Source organism: Novosphingobium chloroacetimidivorans (assembly GCF_014204535.1).
Taxonomy (GTDB): Bacteria; Pseudomonadota; Alphaproteobacteria; order Sphingomonadales; family Sphingomonadaceae; genus Novosphingobium; species Novosphingobium chloroacetimidivorans.
Genome location: NZ_JACHLR010000013.1, coordinates 17,164 through 34,518, shown reverse-complemented (window position 1 = coordinate 34,518; position 17,355 = coordinate 17,164). Strand labels below are relative to the sequence as shown.

Sequence of the window (17,355 nt, the reverse complement as noted above, 5' to 3'; positions counted from 1 at the left end):
AGCAAGAGAATCCGACCCCGGATGGTCCGGGTGAAGACGACGGGACCAACCCTCCCACAACCACGTCCAACAAGAAGGAGAAATCCATGGACGACGAAACGAAGGCCGCCATCGACGCGGCGCGGACGGAGGGCCGTGAAGCCGGTTCCAAGTCCGCCACCGAGCGAATGAACAAGGTTTTCGCATCCGAGCACTATGCGGGCCGTGAAGCTGCCGCAGCCAAGCTGCTCGGCAAGCCGAACCTCTCCGCGGAGGACATCACCGAGTTGCTTGCCGACATGCCCAAGGCCGGAGTGCCTGAGGCGCCTGCTCTCACCGAAGAGCAGCAGCGCGCCGCCGCTGAGGAAGCTGGTCGCAAGGAGATGCAGGCCGCGCTCGAGCAGAACAAGAACAGCGACATCGACGCTGGCGGCGGGGCTCCTCAGCCCGACAAGCGCGCCGCCGCCGACGCAGTCTGGGACAAGGCCTACGGCCTGAAGGGAGCACGCTGACATGCCCGCAGTTACCTTCGAGAACCGCCGCGATGGCTGCTACCTTGGCGAGAGCGCAGCCCTCAACATCATCAACGAGGAGATCGTCGTGGCTTCGGGCCAGGGTGTGCTCTTCCCCGGCACCGTGATCGCCAAGATCACCGCGTCGGGCAAGTATGGCATCCACGACACCGCCCTCTCCGACGGTTCGCAGCTGCCCGCCAATGCCGTGATCCTGTTCAACCGCGTTGATGCCACCAGCGCTGACGTCAAGGCGGTCGCCAGCGTGCGCGGCCCGGCGACCATCAACGGCAACATGCTGACCTACAAGGCCGGCATGTCCAACGCCGCCAAGATCGCCGCGCGTAATGCGCTGCGCGTCAAGGGCTTGGCCGTCCTCCCCCAGCACGCCGGCGAATAAGCCAGCACCTTCCCCGAAAGGAACTTACCGATGGCCATTTCCATGGCAGTGTTCGGGGGCGACGCTTTCACGCAAGCCTCCATGATCCGCGGCCTCGACCGCCGCCCGTACATCCCCAACGAACTCGACGCCATCATCGGCTTCGAAGCGGTTCGTGCCACCACCGACACGGTCTACATCAACAGCCGCAAGCGGTATGTGAACCTGATCCGCACCACCCTGCGCGGTGCGCCGATCGAAATGGCTCAGCCCGAAGACCGCGACGCGCGCCCGCTGCGCATCCCTCGTCTCGCGAAAGGCGACAAGCTGTTCGCGCACCAGCTTGCCAACATCTCGCCGCTGGACGACGAGACCGAAACGCAGGCCGCCGCAGCTCAGGTCGCGCGCAAGCAGGACAAGCTAATCGCCGACACTGAGGCGACTTTCGAGCGCATGCGTCTGGGATCGCTCAAGGGCGTCATCCTGGACACCGACGGCAGCACGCTGGTCGACTTCAACTCCGAGTTCGGGCTTGTCGCGCCTACGCCGTTCAGCCTCGGCTTCACGGACCCGAACGCCACCATCGGCGACATCCGCAAGCGCATCGGAACGCAGGTCGTCATGCCGATCGCGCGGGCCTCGGGCGCAGGCAACGACGCGCGCTTCCGGGTCAAGGCCATCGTCGGCGACGACTTCTGGTTCGCCCTTACCGGCCATCCCGAGATCGAGAAGACCTACCTCAACTACGCCGCGGCTGCCGAGCTGCGTGGCGAGCGGTTGTGGGAAGACTTCAGCTATGCCGGCGTCACGTGGGTTCATTACCGCGGCACCGACGATGGCAGCACCATCGCCGTCACCTCCAACAGCGCGCTCATCTTCCCAGTCGGCGTACCCGGAATGTGGCAGCACGTCATGGGCCCGATGAACGAGTCCATGCCGCTGCTGAACCAGCCCGGTCGCCGCTACTACCCGTTCCTGGAGAAGGACAAGAGCGAGAAGCAGCAGTGGGTGCAGCCGGAGATCTACTCCTACCCGCTCTTCGTCAACGCGCGGCCGGACCTTGTCCTGCCCGTCACGCTCTAAGGAGGGCGATATTATGGCACGAGACGTATCTGTCGTAGTTCGGCAGCAGAAGGTCTTCCACGACGGCAACGGCATGAACGTGCTGCTCGTGGGCGACGACAACGCCAAGGTCGAGGCCAAGGACATCCAGATGCTGCTCGACGAGGGCGTCATCGAGGATCCGGGTAGCGACGCGGTCGCGGGCGCGCATATCGGTGGCTATGCCGACGGTGGCGAGCAGAACGGTCCCGGCGACACGACCTTCCGCCAGCCCATCGGCGAGTTCACCGGTGAGCAGGAGCGCAACCTTGCGCAGCAGAGCCAGGCAGCGGCGGTCGCAGGCGGTGCGAGCTCCCCGTCTGGAAGTGAGGACGACAGCGAACTGGTCGAGCTGCGCAACCGGGTAGCCGAACTTGACGAGGAGTGCGACACGCTCGTCGCCGAGCGCGATGCGGCGTTGAAGGAGCGCGACGAACTCCAGCGTCAACTCGACGAGGCGCGGCAGGCGACCACGATTCAAGGCACGGTCGAACAAGGCGGCGCGCCACTCTCGGCCGGCACTCAGATCGGCGGTTTCGACCACGATGGTGACGGCACCGCCGGCGGCAGCAGGCCGTACGACCCGCCCGCCCTCACCGGCAAGAACAAGGCCGAGCTGCTCGCCATCGCCGAGGCCGAAGGCGTCACGATCGAGGATGGCGCCACCAACGCCGCGATCATCGAGGCGATCGAAGCGGCGCGTGCGGGCGAAGATGAAGCGCCGGCCGCGTAAGCCATGCCCCTACTCCGCCTTCAGGACGTCGACGCGCTGCTTGACCGCACGTGCGTCGACGTCCTGGGCGACACCATTCAGTACCGCATTGCCGGTGCGACCGCGTTCACCGCTGTCTCCGCGCATGTCGACTATGCCGACAAGCTCCGCTCGATCGAGGGCGTCGAAGCTGTCGACCAGGACATGCGCGTCGAGCTGCTCAAGTCGGACGTGCCAAGCAAGCCGGGCGCCCTCTGGCGCATCCAGCTGCCCGCCCTGCCCGCTCGCACCTTCAAGCCGGTGAATGTCGGCTCGGATGCGTCGGGCTCTCATTGGGCGTTCGACCTGAAGGACGTACCAACCGATGCCTGAGCCGATCGCGCCGGACGCCCTCGCCAAGATCATCGATGCTTTCGTGGTGCTTGCGCAGGGCCACCAGCAGCTTGCCGACGAGCCATTCTTCGCGGACCGCTCACCCGAGGACGCCGTTGCGCCGGAAGAGATGCCTGCCTGGGTCGTGTTCGCCGAGGCCTGGGACTTCGAGCCCGCCATGGAGCAGGGCCAGACCCGACATCAGGCGCTCATCAACTTCGAACGGCTTGAGACCAGCGCCAGCGTCGGCGTGATCAGCCGCGCCAACCGCGCCGCGATCGCGCACCTCGTGGCCGCGATCCACTCCGACCGCACCCTTGGCGGACGGCTTGAGGATACGCAGGAGCTGAACGTCGCACCGCCGCTGGAGAACGGCCGCAGCGTGGGCGGTGCCTCGCTGCAGGTCGCCGTCACCTTTTACACGCCGCGAGGCCACCACTTCACGATCGTCAACGATCGCGACCAGACCTTCTGACAGCCCGAGGATTTCCGACATGACCGAGACCCGCCTGCCGCCGCTGCCCAGCGCAGCGGTCGAGTTCAATGTGCTTCATGATGCCCTCGCCGCCGGTGACGACCCGTTGCTCGCCGCAGCCAAGGGCATTGCCGCTGGGCGAGGCGAGGATCTGCAGGGCGGCCCCAGCCTCTCCGGCAAGTCGAAGGCCGAATTGCTCAAGATCGCCAAGGCCGAGGAAGTCGTGTTCGCCGACGACGCCACCCGCGACGACATCATCGCCGCAATCGAAGGCAAGCGCATTGCCGACCTGCTCGGGCCCGACGCCTACGTGATCGCCGAAGGGACTATCCCGGCCGACAAGGCGCCGGATGCCACGCTCGTCGGCGACAGCCAGTAACCGCCAGCCTGGAAGGACCAACGCATGGCACGCAAGACCAACAAGACCACGATGGCGGTCAAGATGCAGGCGCAGTCCGGCGTCTTCGAAGCACCCTCGCCCGTCACCGACATCTATCCGATCTCAAACCTGCAGTTCAGCATCCAGGGCGTGACGGTGGCGAATCCGGAGTACACTGGCTCCGTGCATAAGAACGGCCCTGACCTGGCCGGCAAGACGATCTCGGGTTCGTTCAACATCAACATGCGCCCGCCGGGCGGCGCTGACGTGCCGCTGGCCGACGCCTACATCCCGGGCCGCATCCTCAAGGCCGCCAAGTTCACCGAGAGCCGCGTGTCGGCAGCCATTCCGGCCGCGCCGGAAGCCGTCGGTGCTGCCACCACCACGACCGTAACGCTCGGCGCCGGGGCGGTCGGCGCCGCGAGCCTGTACAAGGGCATGGCACTGCTGCTGCCATCGATCGCGGCGCAGCCGTACGACCAAATTACCGCTATTCGTTACTACACCGCTGCGAAGTCAGCAGGCCTCATGGAGCTACTAGCGGCGCCTCCCGTCGGCAATTATCAGATCCCCAAGCAGCTGAGCTACCAGCGATCGATCAGCGAGAGCGATGCGCCGTTCTTGTCGGTCAAGCTCTGGCTCGACGGCCTGCGCTACGACCTAGTCGACTTCCGCATCTCCGGCTTCCGCTGGGTCATGCCGGTGTCGACCCGCGATGGCGCCACCACGCCGACCTTCGAGGTGAGCTACACCGCCACCATCGACGACTACGACGACGAGGCCACGCCCTCGGTGCCAGCGCTGGGCGCTACGCCGCTGTTTAAGGACGGCAAGCTGTTCGTCGCCAACAAGGCGGTGGGTGGTTCCAACCTCTCGATCGACTTCGGCCTGCGCACCGCCTACCCGCCCGATCCGAACTATGCGGACGGTTCCGCCGGCGGCGAGCTGGTAGAGACCACCACCACGGTCAGCATGGATCGGCAGGCCTACCTCAAGGCGCAGTTCGACACCTTGGCGATGGCGGAAGGTCAGGCGCAGTACGCCGCCTACGCGCAGTGGGGTTATCAGTCGGGCAAGCTCGTCCAGGTGGTCGTGCCCGACTTCCGCTTCGGCTATCAGTCGCCTTCGCTGGGGCAGGACTACATCACCGAGACCGGCGACATGTACGTCGATGTGTTCGACCGGAACGTCTGCGTGAATTTCCCCTACTGGGGATAAGCCTCCCCCAGAGCTTACCCCATAAGCTCTCCCAATCCCGACACATAAGGTCCACACCTATGTCCACTTACCCGCTCGAAGCGGGAGAGGCGGAGCCGTTCGTGCCCGCCTCGCTCCGCGACCTGCCCGATCTCCCGCACCCACCGACGTTCTTCCTGCGCTGGGGCACGCCGCGCGAGAAGGAGCGCATGCGCCGCATCCTCGACGAGGAAGGATGCACCCTCTACTCGGAGGAGGCGATGCGCGCCGAGATCCTGCGTGGCATGAAGGACCTGTTCTCAGCAGAGGACTTCGCCACCTGGGAGCCGGCGGTGAAAGCTTGGTGGGATGCCAACGATCAGTTCACTGCGCAGAACGCCAAGCTGCCGGTGGATGAGCGCGAGGAGTGGTTCTACGAAGGCGAGCAGCTGATCGTCGAAGTGCAGGAGCAGATTGCCCGCGACTGGCGCCCCTATCGGCTGATGAACGCCGACAACAACGCCTATCGCCGCACACAGGGCCACGCCATCAACGCGGTGGTCATCGAGCGCTACGAGAACCTGGACGCGCCGATCAAGAAGGCTGGCCGGTACCTCGACTACAACTGCGCCGTCCTGATCATCGAAGCGCTGGACAAGCTCAGCGCCAAGCATGCGCCCGATGCTCCGGTGCGCGCCTCGTCCGAACTCGGCATCGAGTGCTTGAAGCGCCTCTTCCTGGATCGCGATGCGGAAAAAAACTCCGTCTCGCCTGCGCCATCCGACAAGACCCCGCTCAGTTCGAAGACTGGCGCGGCGTCAACAAGTGGGAAGTCGCGGGCGTCGGCACGTTCGAAGAAAACCCGCGAGGCCTCGTCGGCGAACGCGAGTTCGGTCTGATCTCGATGTACCGAAGCTGCGACATGGGAATGGCCGGCATGAAGTGGCCGGACGGCGGCGCCTACCTCGATCAGCCTTGCGTGCTCATCGACGCGTTCGGCGTGATCGCGAAGAGCCTGCACGACTTCGATCCGAAGCATGTTCCGGAGTGACGTGCGCGGCCCAACCCGGGCCGACTTCGATCAGTACCGGCGCTACGCCATCCAGACCTTCGAGCGCGCTGCCGTGCGCAGCGTCGCTGCCGCGGCGCGCCGGGGTAAAGCCGATGTTCGTGGCGCGTTCGGCGGAGCCGGGCTCGCGCGGCTTGGCAACGCCATCGATGCCCGCGGCGAGGAGCGCGTCACCCGCTTTGCCGGCGATCGCTTCTCCGTCTCGGCGCAGTTCTTTATCCGCTCGCGCTCGGAGCGCACCTTGGGTGCGATCAAGGCGTACACCGAAGGCGCCTCGATTCGTCCGGTACGCTCGCGCTGGCTCTGGATCCCGACCGACAACATCCGCCGTCTCGCCGGGAGCAACCGGCAGGGTCAGGGTCAGCGTATGACACCCGCGCTGTGGCGCGAACGCGGCTTCGAGAGCCGGATCGGCCCGCTCGTTCTCGTGCCCAGCGTCAACGGCAATCCGCTGCTGGTGCTCAAGAACGTCGGCGTCGACCTATCCGGACGCAAGCGGGGCGCGAAGTCGCTCACCAAGAAGGGTCTCGCTCGCCGCGGCCAGGTTGAAAAGCAATTCGTCGTCGCCTTCGTTGGCATCCCGTGGACCGCTCGCGCTGCACGCGTGAACGTGACCGCCATCCTGAACAACGTGCGGGCCGCTCTGCCCGAGATCTTCGCAACCGAGCTTGAAAGGGAGGCGCGCTAACATGGCCGGCAACGCGCCCACCCAGCTGCCCGCGTATATCGCGCTGCGCTACGAAGAGAACGGCGTCTTCGATAAGTTCCAGAGCGAGGCCGAGCGCGCCGCATCGGAGACGAAGAAGCGCTTCAATCAGGCGTTCTCCGAGACTGAGCGCGTGGTCACCGGCGCGGTGGGTCGCATCAACTCACAATTTGGCAAGATCGACCTCGGCGTTGGCCAGTTTCGCGAGCAGCAGGCGCAGATCCGCCTCTACCGCGATGCGCTGGACGAGACGGCTCGAGCAGGTCAGCGACTCGCCAAGGAGACCGGCGACACGTCGGTACGCACGCGCGAGTACTTGCGCGCCCTGACCGAGCAGCGTGCCGAGGCCGATCGCGCCCTCAACGTTGCGAACGCCCAGGTCGCGACGTACACGCGACTACAGTCAGCGCTCGACGCTGCCGCCAACAGCAGCAGCCGTCTCGCCGCTTCTCAGCGGGAGGTGTTCGCCGAACAGGCCCGAGCTGCGCGCGAGGAGGTAGCCGCTCGCGAACGTCAGAACCTCTATGCGGTGGGCTTCGGATATGACCGTCCGGCGAAGAGCGCGGCAGCGTCGGCCAGCGTGTTCGAGAATCAAGGCTACAAGCCGAGCGCCGACCTGCGCGACGCAGTTCAGAAGATTCGCGACGGCGACGCCGCAATGGACCGCGCCGCGCTCTCTGGTGTCACGCTCGAGCAGGTCCTTGGCCGCGTCGCCGGCAAGAGCCGCGAAGTCACCGCTGCCGTCGCCGCGCAGGCTCGCCAGGATGCGGAAGCCGCGGCGGAGAACCTGAAGCTCGCGCAAGCGATCGACCGGCTGCATGCCGAGATCGATCCCCTCGTGGCGATACAGCAGCGCTATACGTCGCAGGTCGCGCTGCTTGATGAGGCCCTGCGAAAGGGCGCGATCGACGCGGAGCGCTATGCGGCAATCCATAGCCGTCTGAAGAACACTCTTGACGAAGGCACCACGGCTACCCGCAATGTGATCAACTCGCAGGGTGCGCTGCGCCAGGCGACGCTGCAGAGCGGTCAGCAACTGCAGGATATCGCTATCTCGCTCTACTCCGGGCAGCAGGCGAGTGTCGTCTTTGCGCAGCAGCTGCCTCAGCTCGCCTTTGGGCTCAGTGGCTTGGAAGGCAGCGCGAACAAGGCGCACGACCGCATTGGGCGGTTTGCCACCTTCCTGTCGGGGCCATGGGGCATCGCAGTCGGCTTGGCAGTCGGCGTTGCGGGTACGCTGATCACCGAGCTACTCGGGATTGGCGACGAGGCGGACAAGGCAGCCGGCAAGACCTACGACTTCACGCGCTCACTGGACGTGCTCAAGACCAAGGGCACCGACGCCGCCGAGGCGATGCGCCAGTTGGCGGCCGAGACACGAAGTGCGATCCGCGAGCAAGGTGACTTCCTGGACCAGCGCGCGGCGAACGCGCGGACGAATGTCGGAAGCCTTGAGGCGGGTCTCAGCGCTGACCGAAAGGCACTCAGTGAGCGGCAGGCCAAGGTGGGCACCTTCGGTTTGGACCTGGTCGGAGCGGCCTACAACCTTCGCGAGATTTCCCGTCTGCAAAGCGAAGTCGCTACCAAGACCGCCGCTTTGGCGGACGCCCGGCAATCCCTCGTGAACGCTGACCTCGCGACGTCAGAGCGCCGCGTCGCCGGGAGCATCGATGCCTCGCGCAAGGCCACGGACGACTACAACATTGCACTGGGCAAGTTGCAGATCCTCCGGGAGAACTCTGCCAAGCTGGAGAACAACGGCGACCCGCTGGCGCGCGCAACCAGCAATGCCGAGTATATCTCGCAAGGTGAGTACGAGCGCCGCCTGACCTCGCTGCAGAAGGTGCGCAACGCCGCTATCGAAGCGGCACGCGAGGCGAACAAGGCCACCACCAGCCTTGAGCGCGCCACTCTGCTCCGCCCCGTTGAAGGCGGTCGCATCACGGGTCGCGTCGGAGAAGCACGCCCGGGTCACACGCACGCCGGCGTCGACATCGCAGTACCCGTCGGGACTCAGGTCCGCGCCCCCGCCGGCGGTGTCGTCGTCGAAGCCGGCCGCATGGGCGCCTACGGCAACGTCATCTTCATCGACCATGGCTCGGGCACCATCTCGCGCCTTGCTCACCTCAGCCAGATTGGCGTGAAAAAAGGCGACGTCGTCGAGCGCGGGCAGGACGTCGGTCTCTCCGGCAACACGGGGCGGAGCAGCGGTCCGCATCTGCATTATGAGGTGCGCCGCGGCGGCAAGGCCGTCGACCCATTCGGCAGCTATCCGACCGACGCGATCGGCACGCAGCAGAAGGCCCAGCGCTTGCAGGAGCAGGCCGCTCGTGCAGCCGAGAAGGCCGCGCGGGAGCAGCAGGAGCTTGCCGACTTCGGCGCTCGCTCCGCCGAATCGATCCAGCGTCTGAACGAGCGCTTCAACGAGCAGCCACGCCTTGTTGACCAGGCTGCTGCCGCAACGCGCAATTTGGACGCTATCGTCGCCGACCTCGAACAGCGGCAGCCGCCCGGCTTCGAGAAGATGATCGCCGATGCACAGACGGCAAAGGGCGTCGTGCAGGATGCGCTTGTTCGGCCGTTCGAGGATCTGGCGAAGTCGAGCGAGCGCCGCCTCGCTGTGCAGGCGGCACTTGCGTCCGGCAACCAGGACAAAGCCGACACGCTGCAGGAGGTTTACCGCCTCACCGACACCATCGGCAACCTGACCCAGGATCAGGTCGATTACGTCCGCAGCATCGTCGAGCACGAACGGGAACGCTCGCGTGAGTTGCAACGGCAGCAGGCGCTCTGGGAAGCGCAGCTTGAGGTTGTCGACACGGCGCGCCGCAGCATCACCGGCATGCTCTCTGGGCGGGGTAACAATCCCTTTAAGGAGATCACGCAGAGCCTCAAGGATCTGCAGGGCGCGAGGCTGTTCGATCAGCTGTTCGGCGACGTGTTCGACGATCTAGAGAACGAGCTGCGTGGGCGCTCGCCACTGGGCAAGGAGAGCCAGCGCTTCGCCGACGAGATGAGCGTCGCCACCAACGTGCTCGGCGAGTTCACGACCGGGCTGCGCGGCGCGATCGGCGGCGTGGCCGCAAACGACAATTCGGGACTCGGCCCTGTCGCTGACAACGCCAGCTTTGCCGAAGCTTTCTCGCGCATGATCAACAATCAAAGCGTCGGCTGGGACGGGCGGACGCTGCCACCCGGCGTGCTCTCACTGGCTGGCGGCAACAGTGGCGAAATCGTCGTCACAGCCAAGCTCGCGAAGCCATCTGTCATGGACATGGCCGACAAGATCGCCGGCGCTATGACCTCGCCGCTAACCGATGCGCTGTCGAAGGCATTCGGCACTGGCTTTGGTCAGATGATCGGCGGCGTGGTGCAGAGCGCGATCGCTGGCAAGCTGACCGGTGGCGACACGGGTGGCATCCTCGGCGGACTAAAGGGCATCGTCGACCAGACCGGTATTTTCGGCGGCGCCGGCGGTGGCGTTTCGGCTGCACTCGGCGGAGCGATGGCCGGTGCGCAGACCGGCACCATGGCGTCGGGCATCATGAAATCGCTCGGCATCAAGACGAGCCAGACCGGCGCGCAAATTGGCGGTGCCATCGGCAGCTTCATCCCGATCCCCGGCGGCGAGATCATCGGCTCGATCGCTGGCGGCCTGCTCGGCGGCCTCTTCAAGAAGACCAAGAAGGGCTATGCCAACAATATCATGATCGGCGCCGATGGCGACGCCAGCTACTCGACCAACGGCAACTCCGCGAGCCGCATCAAAGCAGGTGGCGAAGCGGCCGACAGCCTCGTCTCCGCGCTCGACAACATCGCCGACCAACTCGGCGGCGGCTTGCTCAACACGCTCAACCTCGGCTCGCTGGGGATGCGGAAGGACAAGTACACCTTCGACCCAACGCCGGGTAACAGCGCGGGCCGCCAGGAATTCGAGAGCCAGGAAGAAGCGGTGCGTGCCGCCATGGTCTACGCCATCGATAAGGGCGTCATCACCGGCATCCGCCAGAGCACGCAGCGGCTGCTCAGCGCGGGCGATGACCTCGACAAGGCACTGCAAGACGCGCTCACCTGGGAGAACGCGTTCAAGGAACTGCGCCGCTACAAGGACCCGCTCGGCGCGGCGATCGACGAGCTCAACACCGAGTTCAAGAAGCTGCTCGACCTCGGCACTCAGGCTGGTGCGTCGGTCGAAGAGATGGCGCAACTCGAAGAACTCTACGGCATCAAGCGCAACGAGATCGTAAAGGACAAGGCGAAGGAACTGACGTCCTCGCTAGCGGACCTGCTCGACGAGTTGACAGTCGGCGACAGCGGCCTTTCATTGCGCGATCGCCGCGCCAACGCGCTGTCGCAGTACAACCCGCTCAAGGATCGGGTCGCTGCCGGTGACACGTCGGCTTACGACGAGTACGCCGATGCGGCTCGCGCGCTGCTCGACATCGAACGCGATCTTTACGGCAGCCAGCAGAGCTACTTCGATCGCCTCAATGAGGTGACCGCGCTAACCAAGGACCGGATCGGCGCGGAGACCAACGTCGTCTCGATCGCCGAGAACCGCGAAAGCCCGTTCGATAGCGCCGGCAAGGTGAAGGACAGCGTTGACCGTCAGACCGATGTGCTGTCCTCGCAGTTGGACGCCATGAACATCAACATCGGGAATCTGCCCGCTCGGATCGCTGCTGCCATCGGCGGCGGTTCGGCGTCAGGCCCAGCCTTCTCGTTCTCGTCCTACTACTGATGCTCGGCTGCCTCGTCACCCTCTCCCCGCTGGATCCCGCCAGCGGGGCGCGGCAGACCGTGCGCATCTGCTCGGTGAACGACAGCCGTGTGACTGGCCTAGGCGGCCTCGAATGGGAGCCCTGCGTCACCAAGGCACCCAGCATCGGTGTGCAGTTCTGGAATGGCGACTTCGAGCAGGGCAACGACCCTGCGCAGGTGGCCCTCGCCTTCAACCTTGCGCAAGCTCGCAAGCGGTACCCGGTCGCGATCACGTCGGCCTGGATGGGCTGTCCGGTGGAAGTGCGCGTCGGCCGTGTCGGCGATCCCTATGCGCAGTGGCCGGTGCGCTTCGTTGGTAAGGTGACCGACTATGCCGGCGACGCATACCCGGCGATGAGCCTGCGGGCGGCGGTCGATCTCGAGCCGCTCAAGGCAAATGTGCTGACCGCCACCTATGCGGGGACGGGCGGCGCTGAGGGTGGCGCCGACCTCAAGAACCGGTTGAAGCCGCTGGCGCTAGGCCGCCCGCGCAATGTCGAGCCGGTGCTGATCGATGCGGTCAACAGCGTCTACCAGTTCAGCGGCTATGGACCGATCGAGGCGGTTGAGGCCCTGTTCGAGCGCGGCAGCCAGTTCGCGCCGGCAGTGGCCAACTATGCAAGCTACGCGACGCTCGTGGCGGCAGCCATCGCACCCGGACGCTGGGTGACCTGCCTGGCGCAAGGGTTGGTGCGCCTCGGTGCGCCGGCAGCGGGTGTGATCACCGGCGACATTCGCGGCCATGCCGTGGGCGGGGTAGCACCGCGCGGCGCTGGCGCCCTCGCCCTTCGTCTCGCGAGCATAGTTGGACTCGACGCCGGGCTGATCGCCGCGGCAGCGTTCAACGCGCTCGATGCCGAAGGCGCGTCGAACAGCGATTTGATGCTCACCGACCAGGTGACGCTGATCGATGCGGTGCGCCAGCTGGTGCTCCCCTGCAACTGGCAAGTGCTCGTTTCCAACTTGGGCGTGCTCACCGCCTTGAAGCCGAGCCTCGCGCCTGCGCCCACTCTGACCCTGCACGCGCAAGGCAAGGCGCTGCCGCTGGTCAAGTCGGTGGTCGAGCAGAGCGTCAGCTTGCCTTACTACCGGACCGTCATGGCGGCGCAGCGCAACTGGCGGCAGCAGAGCGCGGACGAGATCGCCTTCGAAGCGCCGCTGATTGACAAGGGCAACTACAACCCCGACGAGACGTATCGCGAAGGCAACTACGTCACGCTGACCGACGGCTCGCAGTGGCTCTACATCAACGCCACGCCGAGCAAGGGCCACGCTCCGCCGGTAGGCACCGGTGGCGACCAGTGGTGGGCGAACATGCGCCCCTCCACCACCGCCGACGACATTCGGTACTCCGATGGTCAAACGGTAGGCGAACTGCAGCCGGGCGAGGCCGGAGCCGACGTCACGGGCAACAATACGTCGAAGGACACAAACGCAGTCGGCGGAGTCGACGCCGACATTGTTCTTCAGCGGATCCAAGCGGTGCGCGAGGGGATCGATAACCTCGACGCCGACGTACAAGACATCATCGACAATGCCGAGCAGCTTAGACAGGAGGTAGACTCACTCTCTGTCTCCACATCGACAAACCAACTCACCAACAGCGACCTTGCCAACGGTAAGGCGGGCTGGGGTCTCATCACTGCAACGCCGCAGTCGTTCGTTTGGGGCGTGGATAATGCAGGGTTCGTCGTGCCCAACGAGCACTACTTTGGCTTGCTCTGCCTTGAGCAAAACGGCGATCGATCGGCAGACATCGTCAGCGACTGGATCGCCATCGACGCCGATCACTGGGCGCAGGCCTCTACCTATCTCGCGGCACGCGAATGCGTGAACAGCATCAGGCTTCAATGGGGCGATGGCGGCGCCAACTTCCTGGCGGAAGGTCCATCGAGCGAGACGGTCTACCACCCGTTCACGGGATGGGGAAACCTCGATGGCTTCAAGCGGGTATGGTGTAAAGCCAAGCGGCCGCCGAACGCGCGCTTCTACCGCGTTGTACTTGCAAAGGGATCGTTCCTCTCGAACTCAGGCAATTACCTGTCTTGGCTGTTCGCACTGCGTCCCATGCTGGCGACCTCGATCGATGAACCGAACGAGCCACTACCATATTCACCGCGGGGCGGCGGGGCCGGTTTGTCAGCAGCGGCCGCGCTGATCGAAGAGGTTCGCACCGTTGCTGTCAGCGCTGGTGAAGCAGCAGCGCAAATTCGTTCGCTTCTCCAGGTGGACGTAAGCGGCCAGAGCGCGCGTCTTTTGACCGTCGAGCAAGTTGCCGCCCGAGCCGACGACCGCACCTCAGGCGCTCGGTGGTCAAAGGAAGCGGTCGCAGGCAATGGTCGCGCTCAGCTGACGGTCTACGCCTTTGACAACAACGGCAATCTCATGTCCGGCGTCGACATCATCGGCGACCTGACGCTCAGCGGCAATTTGATCGTCTCGGGCTCGATCATCACGGGCAAGCTACAGCAGAACGCGGTGACGGCTACCAGCGCCATGACGCAGGCAGGCAATCTCGGTGCGGCATTCCAGCTCACACACCAACCGCGCAACTCTGAATCCACGTTGCAAATCACCGTCTCGGGCGTGGTTGATGTGCCGGCCGGTTCAGCGATCAGGGCATTGGGCGATCTCTACATCGGTGGAGTGCTGGTGAATGCCGGCATCCGCCTTGGCAAGAACAACCAGTCAAACACCTACAGCCTCACTCGCTTGTGGGGCGGCTCGAATGGGCCGGTGACCGTGAGGCTCGAGACCTCACAGGACGGCAGCAGCCCTGACGGGCCGGGCTACGTCGATTGCACCATCGTCATCACGGAGTTGAAGCGGTGACCGAATACTACGTGGTCTACGATATTGAGACGGGTGCCGAGGGGCACCGGGCGCAGGGGCCGGAAGGCGCCGCGATGGTGCAGACGCTACCTGAGGGCAAGGCGGCGATGATCATCCCGTTCGCTGCCTTCTACACCAGCCCTCTCGATCTCGACATCATCAAGGCCTCTTACGCCGCCTCGATCGATGCCGATGCCGACAAGGTGCGCTCGATGTTCATCACGAACACGCCAGGGCAGATGGCGACATACCTCGAGAAGGAAGTAGAAGCGCGTCGCGTGCTGGCCGGCGACACCAGCAACACCGTGTTTCTGAGCGCAGAAGCCGCAGCCATTGGGGTGAGCCTTGCCGATCTCGCCGCCGAGGTGGCGGCACAAGCCGATCAGTGGCGCCCGCTTGGGGCGGCGATCGAGGCGGCACGGCGGAAAGCCAAGGTCGACGTGGTCGCGGCGACGAACCTGGCGGAACTAGCCGCCGCGACAAAGATCGACTGGCAGGAAGTTGTAGCACCAGGGTCGGCTGAAATCGCCTCTGCCTAAATCGAGGACGGCATGAAGCTTAGTTATCTCGCCTCGGCAGCGGCTACGGCCGGTGCCGGTATTATCGCGCCCTCTGCGCCGGGCCTGTCTGGAGAGTTCCTGAAAGCAGCCGGAGTGACCATCCCGATGCCTGTGCTTGCCATGGGCCTGTGCTTCTCATCGGCCGCGGGCTTCATCGCCATGAGCTTCTCGCCGCCGGAGTACCGCATGGACAAGTGGGCAACGCTCTTCGCCGCGCTGCTCATGGGGCTGCTCACGGCCATCCTTCACCCCCACATCCCGTACGTGAAAGATCTGCCGGTCCAGGCCGCCATGATGATCGCAGGACTCGGGTCCAAGAAGGGCGTGGACCGGGTGCGCGACCTCGACTTCTCGCTGCCTTGGTCGAAGAAGGGCACCTGATGCTCGCCGCCATCAACGCCGTGATCGTGCTTGGCTACTTCGTGCTGATGTCGCTCCTGCTCGACCACGGCACGCATGCTGCCGAACCGCAGGTTAGGCGGCTGAAGTTCGCGTCTCTAGGTGTCGCGTTCATGTGCTTCGGCATCGGCCGCATGGGGTACGTGCCCCCGCCTCACGATCCCGATCAGTGGATCTTCGTCATGGGGCATTTCGCCATCCTGCTGTTCGGCGCGATCTACTTTTGGACGGGCTACCGCGACACTCACGCCGAGGACAAGGCCGGTATGCGACGCCAGGAAGAGGCGAAGATCAACGCCCTGGTGCGGCTCGTCGCCAAGCGGATTGAAGAAGAGAAAGACTAACAGCTAAGCTGTTGAAGGCCCTTCGCGATCTTCCACCCGTCATCCCAGGCGATAACTTTGTCAGCCCAAATCTTGATCGGCTCTCCAGTCATGCGCGGGAACTCGGACTCGTCAAGGAACGGATTATCTAACTGGCTCAGGCCAATCGCAGCCGCGGACGCTCCCGCAGAAACAAGCATGTGACGCATAAATACCCCCTGCCGCCTGCACTAAGAGCGACAAGTTAAGCCTGCCCAACGGGTCAGAGTTAAAGCGGCGCTAAAGTCGCGAGCCGCAACTGTACCTAAATTGCTGGAAGGATCTTCTGATGACCTATGCTCTGGGCCAGCGCTCGCTGGCGCGGCTCGAAGGCGTGCATCCCGTTCTCGTCGCCGTGGTGAAGCGCGCGATCGAGATCAGCACGCAGGACTTTGGCGTCTACGAAGGCGTCCGCACGATGGAGCGCCAGCGCAAGCTGGTGGCGAGCGGCGCGTCCAAGACGCTGAACTCGATGCACATCCCGGCCGTCGATCGGCTCGGCAACACCACCGAGCGCCTCGGGCATGCCGTGGATCTGGTGCCTTGGATCGACGGCGAGTTCCGATGGGAGTGGGGGCCTTGCTACGCCATCGCGTTCGCGGTGCGCACCGCTGCCGCCCAGCTCGACGTCGCCGACAAGATGAACTGGGGCGGCGTCTGGGATCGCTGGATGAGCGACCTGCCCGGCACTGAGGCCGGCATCAAGCTCGCCGTCAAGCAGTATGCCGCGCGTCACCCCGGCGTGGATTTCCTCGACGGCCCGCACTTCCAGATCGGTCGCAAGGGATGAACCGGCTCCTTTCTCCCATTCTCGCTGACTATGGTGAACATGCGGTCGGCTTCTGGTGTCCTGGCTGCAAGTCTTCGCATGTGCTGGCAATTAGCGGAGCCGGCGCGATTTGGGGCTGGAACCGGGACGTGGACCGTCCGACGTTCACGCCCTCAGTTCTCTTTCGCACCGGCCATCACATCCCGAGCCAAGTAGGAAAGCGCTGCTGGTGTGACGCTAATCGTGAGCGTGTAGAAGAGGGCAAGGAACCCTACGGCTTTACCTGCGACATCTGCCATTCGTTTGTGACGGAAGGGCGCATCGCGTTCCTCAGCGACAGCACCCATGCGCTTGCAGGCCAGACCGTCGATCTACCGGAGTGGCCGATATGACCGCTCGCGAGCAACTGATCGCGTATCTCGCGACCCTGGGCACGCTGGCCTTTATCTTCGGTGCTGCGCTGTTCGCGGCGGGGCACAGCGTCACCGTTAACGAGGCCTTTGGGATGGGAACCATCACTGGAGGCCTGATCGGCGTCTTGCGCATCCCGTCGATCGGCAAAGTGACCGTCGACAATCCGCCGAGCGATCCGGTGCCGACAACAGCCACCCCCATCAGCAGCCCGAACCCACCGGCAAACGACGGAGAACAAGCATGAAGATCAACATCGGCAAGCTGCTCGGCGCAGCGGTCAAGGTCGTCAAGAAGAACCCGAGCCTCGTCATCAGTGCGGTCACCGCACTCGGCCCGGTCGTGCAGGCGATCAAGGCCGAGACGAAGAAGCCGCGGCTCTAACCACCGCTGATTTGGCC

21 protein-coding genes are annotated in these 17,355 nt (G+C 64.8%); 20 read left to right on the top strand and 1 reads right to left on the bottom strand.

Annotation, left to right across the window (positions count from 1 at the left end):
* The first annotated feature begins 86 nt into the window (after positions 1-86).
* The 16 genes from HNO88_RS14545 to HNO88_RS14475 are packed head-to-tail and all read left to right on the top strand — an operon-like array spanning position 87 to position 15,756.
* Entirely contained in the window at positions 87-491 is a 405-nt protein-coding gene (locus HNO88_RS14545; RefSeq protein ID WP_184246915.1) for a hypothetical protein, read from the top strand.
* Position 492: 1 nt separating this feature from the next.
* On the top strand, positions 493-891 hold the full coding sequence (locus HNO88_RS14540) for a head decoration protein (protein WP_184246912.1): 399 nt from the start codon (positions 493-495) through the stop codon (positions 889-891).
* 30 nt (positions 892-921) lie between these two features.
* Positions 922-1,953: a major capsid protein gene (locus HNO88_RS14535; protein ID WP_184246909.1), complete on the top strand. Its 1,032-nt coding sequence runs from the start codon at positions 922-924 to the stop codon at positions 1,951-1,953.
* A gap of 13 nt (positions 1,954-1,966) precedes the next feature.
* On the top strand, positions 1,967-2,704 hold the full coding sequence (locus HNO88_RS14530) for a hypothetical protein (RefSeq protein ID WP_184246906.1): 738 nt from the start codon (positions 1,967-1,969) through the stop codon (positions 2,702-2,704).
* A gap of 3 nt (positions 2,705-2,707) precedes the next feature.
* The gene (locus HNO88_RS14525; RefSeq protein WP_184246904.1) at positions 2,708-3,055 is read left to right on the top strand and encodes a hypothetical protein; all 348 of its coding nucleotides are present in this window, start codon (positions 2,708-2,710) and stop codon (positions 3,053-3,055) included.
* Entirely contained in the window at positions 3,048-3,530 is a 483-nt protein-coding gene (locus HNO88_RS14520) for a hypothetical protein (protein ID WP_184246901.1), read from the top strand. Before HNO88_RS14525 ends, HNO88_RS14520 begins: the two co-directional genes overlap by 8 nt.
* A gap of 19 nt (positions 3,531-3,549) precedes the next feature.
* Entirely contained in the window at positions 3,550-3,909 is a 360-nt protein-coding gene (locus tag HNO88_RS14515; protein ID WP_184246898.1) for a hypothetical protein, read from the top strand.
* Between the two features lie 24 nt (positions 3,910-3,933).
* Positions 3,934-5,127, top strand: coding sequence for a hypothetical protein (locus HNO88_RS14510; RefSeq protein ID WP_184246894.1), 1,194 nt, complete (start codon positions 3,934-3,936; stop codon positions 5,125-5,127).
* 59 nt (positions 5,128-5,186) lie between these two features.
* Complete coding sequence (locus HNO88_RS14505) at positions 5,187-5,984, top strand: hypothetical protein (protein ID WP_184246891.1); 798 nt, start codon at positions 5,187-5,189, stop codon at positions 5,982-5,984.
* A 29-nt stretch (positions 5,985-6,013) separates the two neighbouring features.
* Positions 6,014-6,136: a hypothetical protein gene (locus tag HNO88_RS22695; protein ID WP_281384030.1), complete on the top strand. Its 123-nt coding sequence runs from the start codon at positions 6,014-6,016 to the stop codon at positions 6,134-6,136.
* Positions 6,123-6,842, top strand: a complete 720-nt coding sequence (locus HNO88_RS14500; RefSeq protein ID WP_184246888.1) for a hypothetical protein — start codon at positions 6,123-6,125, stop codon at positions 6,840-6,842. Before HNO88_RS22695 ends, HNO88_RS14500 begins: the two co-directional genes overlap by 14 nt.
* Position 6,843: 1 nt before the next feature.
* Complete coding sequence (locus HNO88_RS14495) at positions 6,844-11,601, top strand: M23 family metallopeptidase (protein ID WP_221420033.1); 4,758 nt, start codon at positions 6,844-6,846, stop codon at positions 11,599-11,601.
* Positions 11,601-14,453, top strand: a complete 2,853-nt coding sequence (locus HNO88_RS14490; protein ID WP_184246885.1) for a hypothetical protein — start codon at positions 11,601-11,603, stop codon at positions 14,451-14,453. Before HNO88_RS14495 ends, HNO88_RS14490 begins: the two co-directional genes overlap by 1 nt.
* Positions 14,450-14,992 (top strand): hypothetical protein, encoded by a 543-nt coding sequence (locus HNO88_RS14485; protein ID WP_184246882.1) that lies wholly within the window; start codon positions 14,450-14,452, stop codon positions 14,990-14,992. The genes HNO88_RS14490 and HNO88_RS14485 overlap by 4 nt, the downstream gene beginning before the upstream one ends.
* Before the next feature lie 12 nt (positions 14,993-15,004).
* On the top strand, positions 15,005-15,394 hold the full coding sequence (locus HNO88_RS14480) for a hypothetical protein (protein ID WP_184246879.1): 390 nt from the start codon (positions 15,005-15,007) through the stop codon (positions 15,392-15,394).
* On the top strand, positions 15,394-15,756 hold the full coding sequence (locus tag HNO88_RS14475) for a hypothetical protein (protein WP_184246875.1): 363 nt from the start codon (positions 15,394-15,396) through the stop codon (positions 15,754-15,756). The genes HNO88_RS14480 and HNO88_RS14475 overlap by 1 nt, the downstream gene beginning before the upstream one ends.
* Here the strand turns inward: HNO88_RS14475 and HNO88_RS23035 are convergent.
* Positions 15,753-15,935, bottom strand: coding sequence for a CrpP-related protein (locus HNO88_RS23035; RefSeq protein WP_376768777.1), 183 nt, complete (start codon positions 15,933-15,935; stop codon positions 15,753-15,755). The genes HNO88_RS14475 and HNO88_RS23035 overlap by 4 nt on opposite strands.
* Positions 15,936-16,063: 128 nt before the next feature.
* Between HNO88_RS23035 and HNO88_RS14470 the strand changes: the two genes are divergently transcribed.
* The 4 genes from HNO88_RS14470 to HNO88_RS14455 are packed head-to-tail and all read left to right on the top strand — an operon-like array spanning position 16,064 to position 17,338.
* Positions 16,064-16,564, top strand: a complete 501-nt coding sequence (locus tag HNO88_RS14470; protein WP_184246872.1) for a M15 family metallopeptidase — start codon at positions 16,064-16,066, stop codon at positions 16,562-16,564.
* Positions 16,561-16,935 (top strand): ubiquitination-like system serine protease family protein, encoded by a 375-nt coding sequence (locus HNO88_RS14465; RefSeq protein WP_184246869.1) that lies wholly within the window; start codon positions 16,561-16,563, stop codon positions 16,933-16,935. Before HNO88_RS14470 ends, HNO88_RS14465 begins: the two co-directional genes overlap by 4 nt.
* On the top strand, positions 16,932-17,201 hold the full coding sequence (locus HNO88_RS14460; RefSeq protein ID WP_184246866.1) for a hypothetical protein: 270 nt from the start codon (positions 16,932-16,934) through the stop codon (positions 17,199-17,201). The genes HNO88_RS14465 and HNO88_RS14460 overlap by 4 nt, the downstream gene beginning before the upstream one ends.
* On the top strand, positions 17,198-17,338 hold the full coding sequence (locus HNO88_RS14455) for a hypothetical protein (protein WP_184246863.1): 141 nt from the start codon (positions 17,198-17,200) through the stop codon (positions 17,336-17,338). The genes HNO88_RS14460 and HNO88_RS14455 overlap by 4 nt, the downstream gene beginning before the upstream one ends.
* Positions 17,339-17,355: the final 17 nt, after the last annotated feature.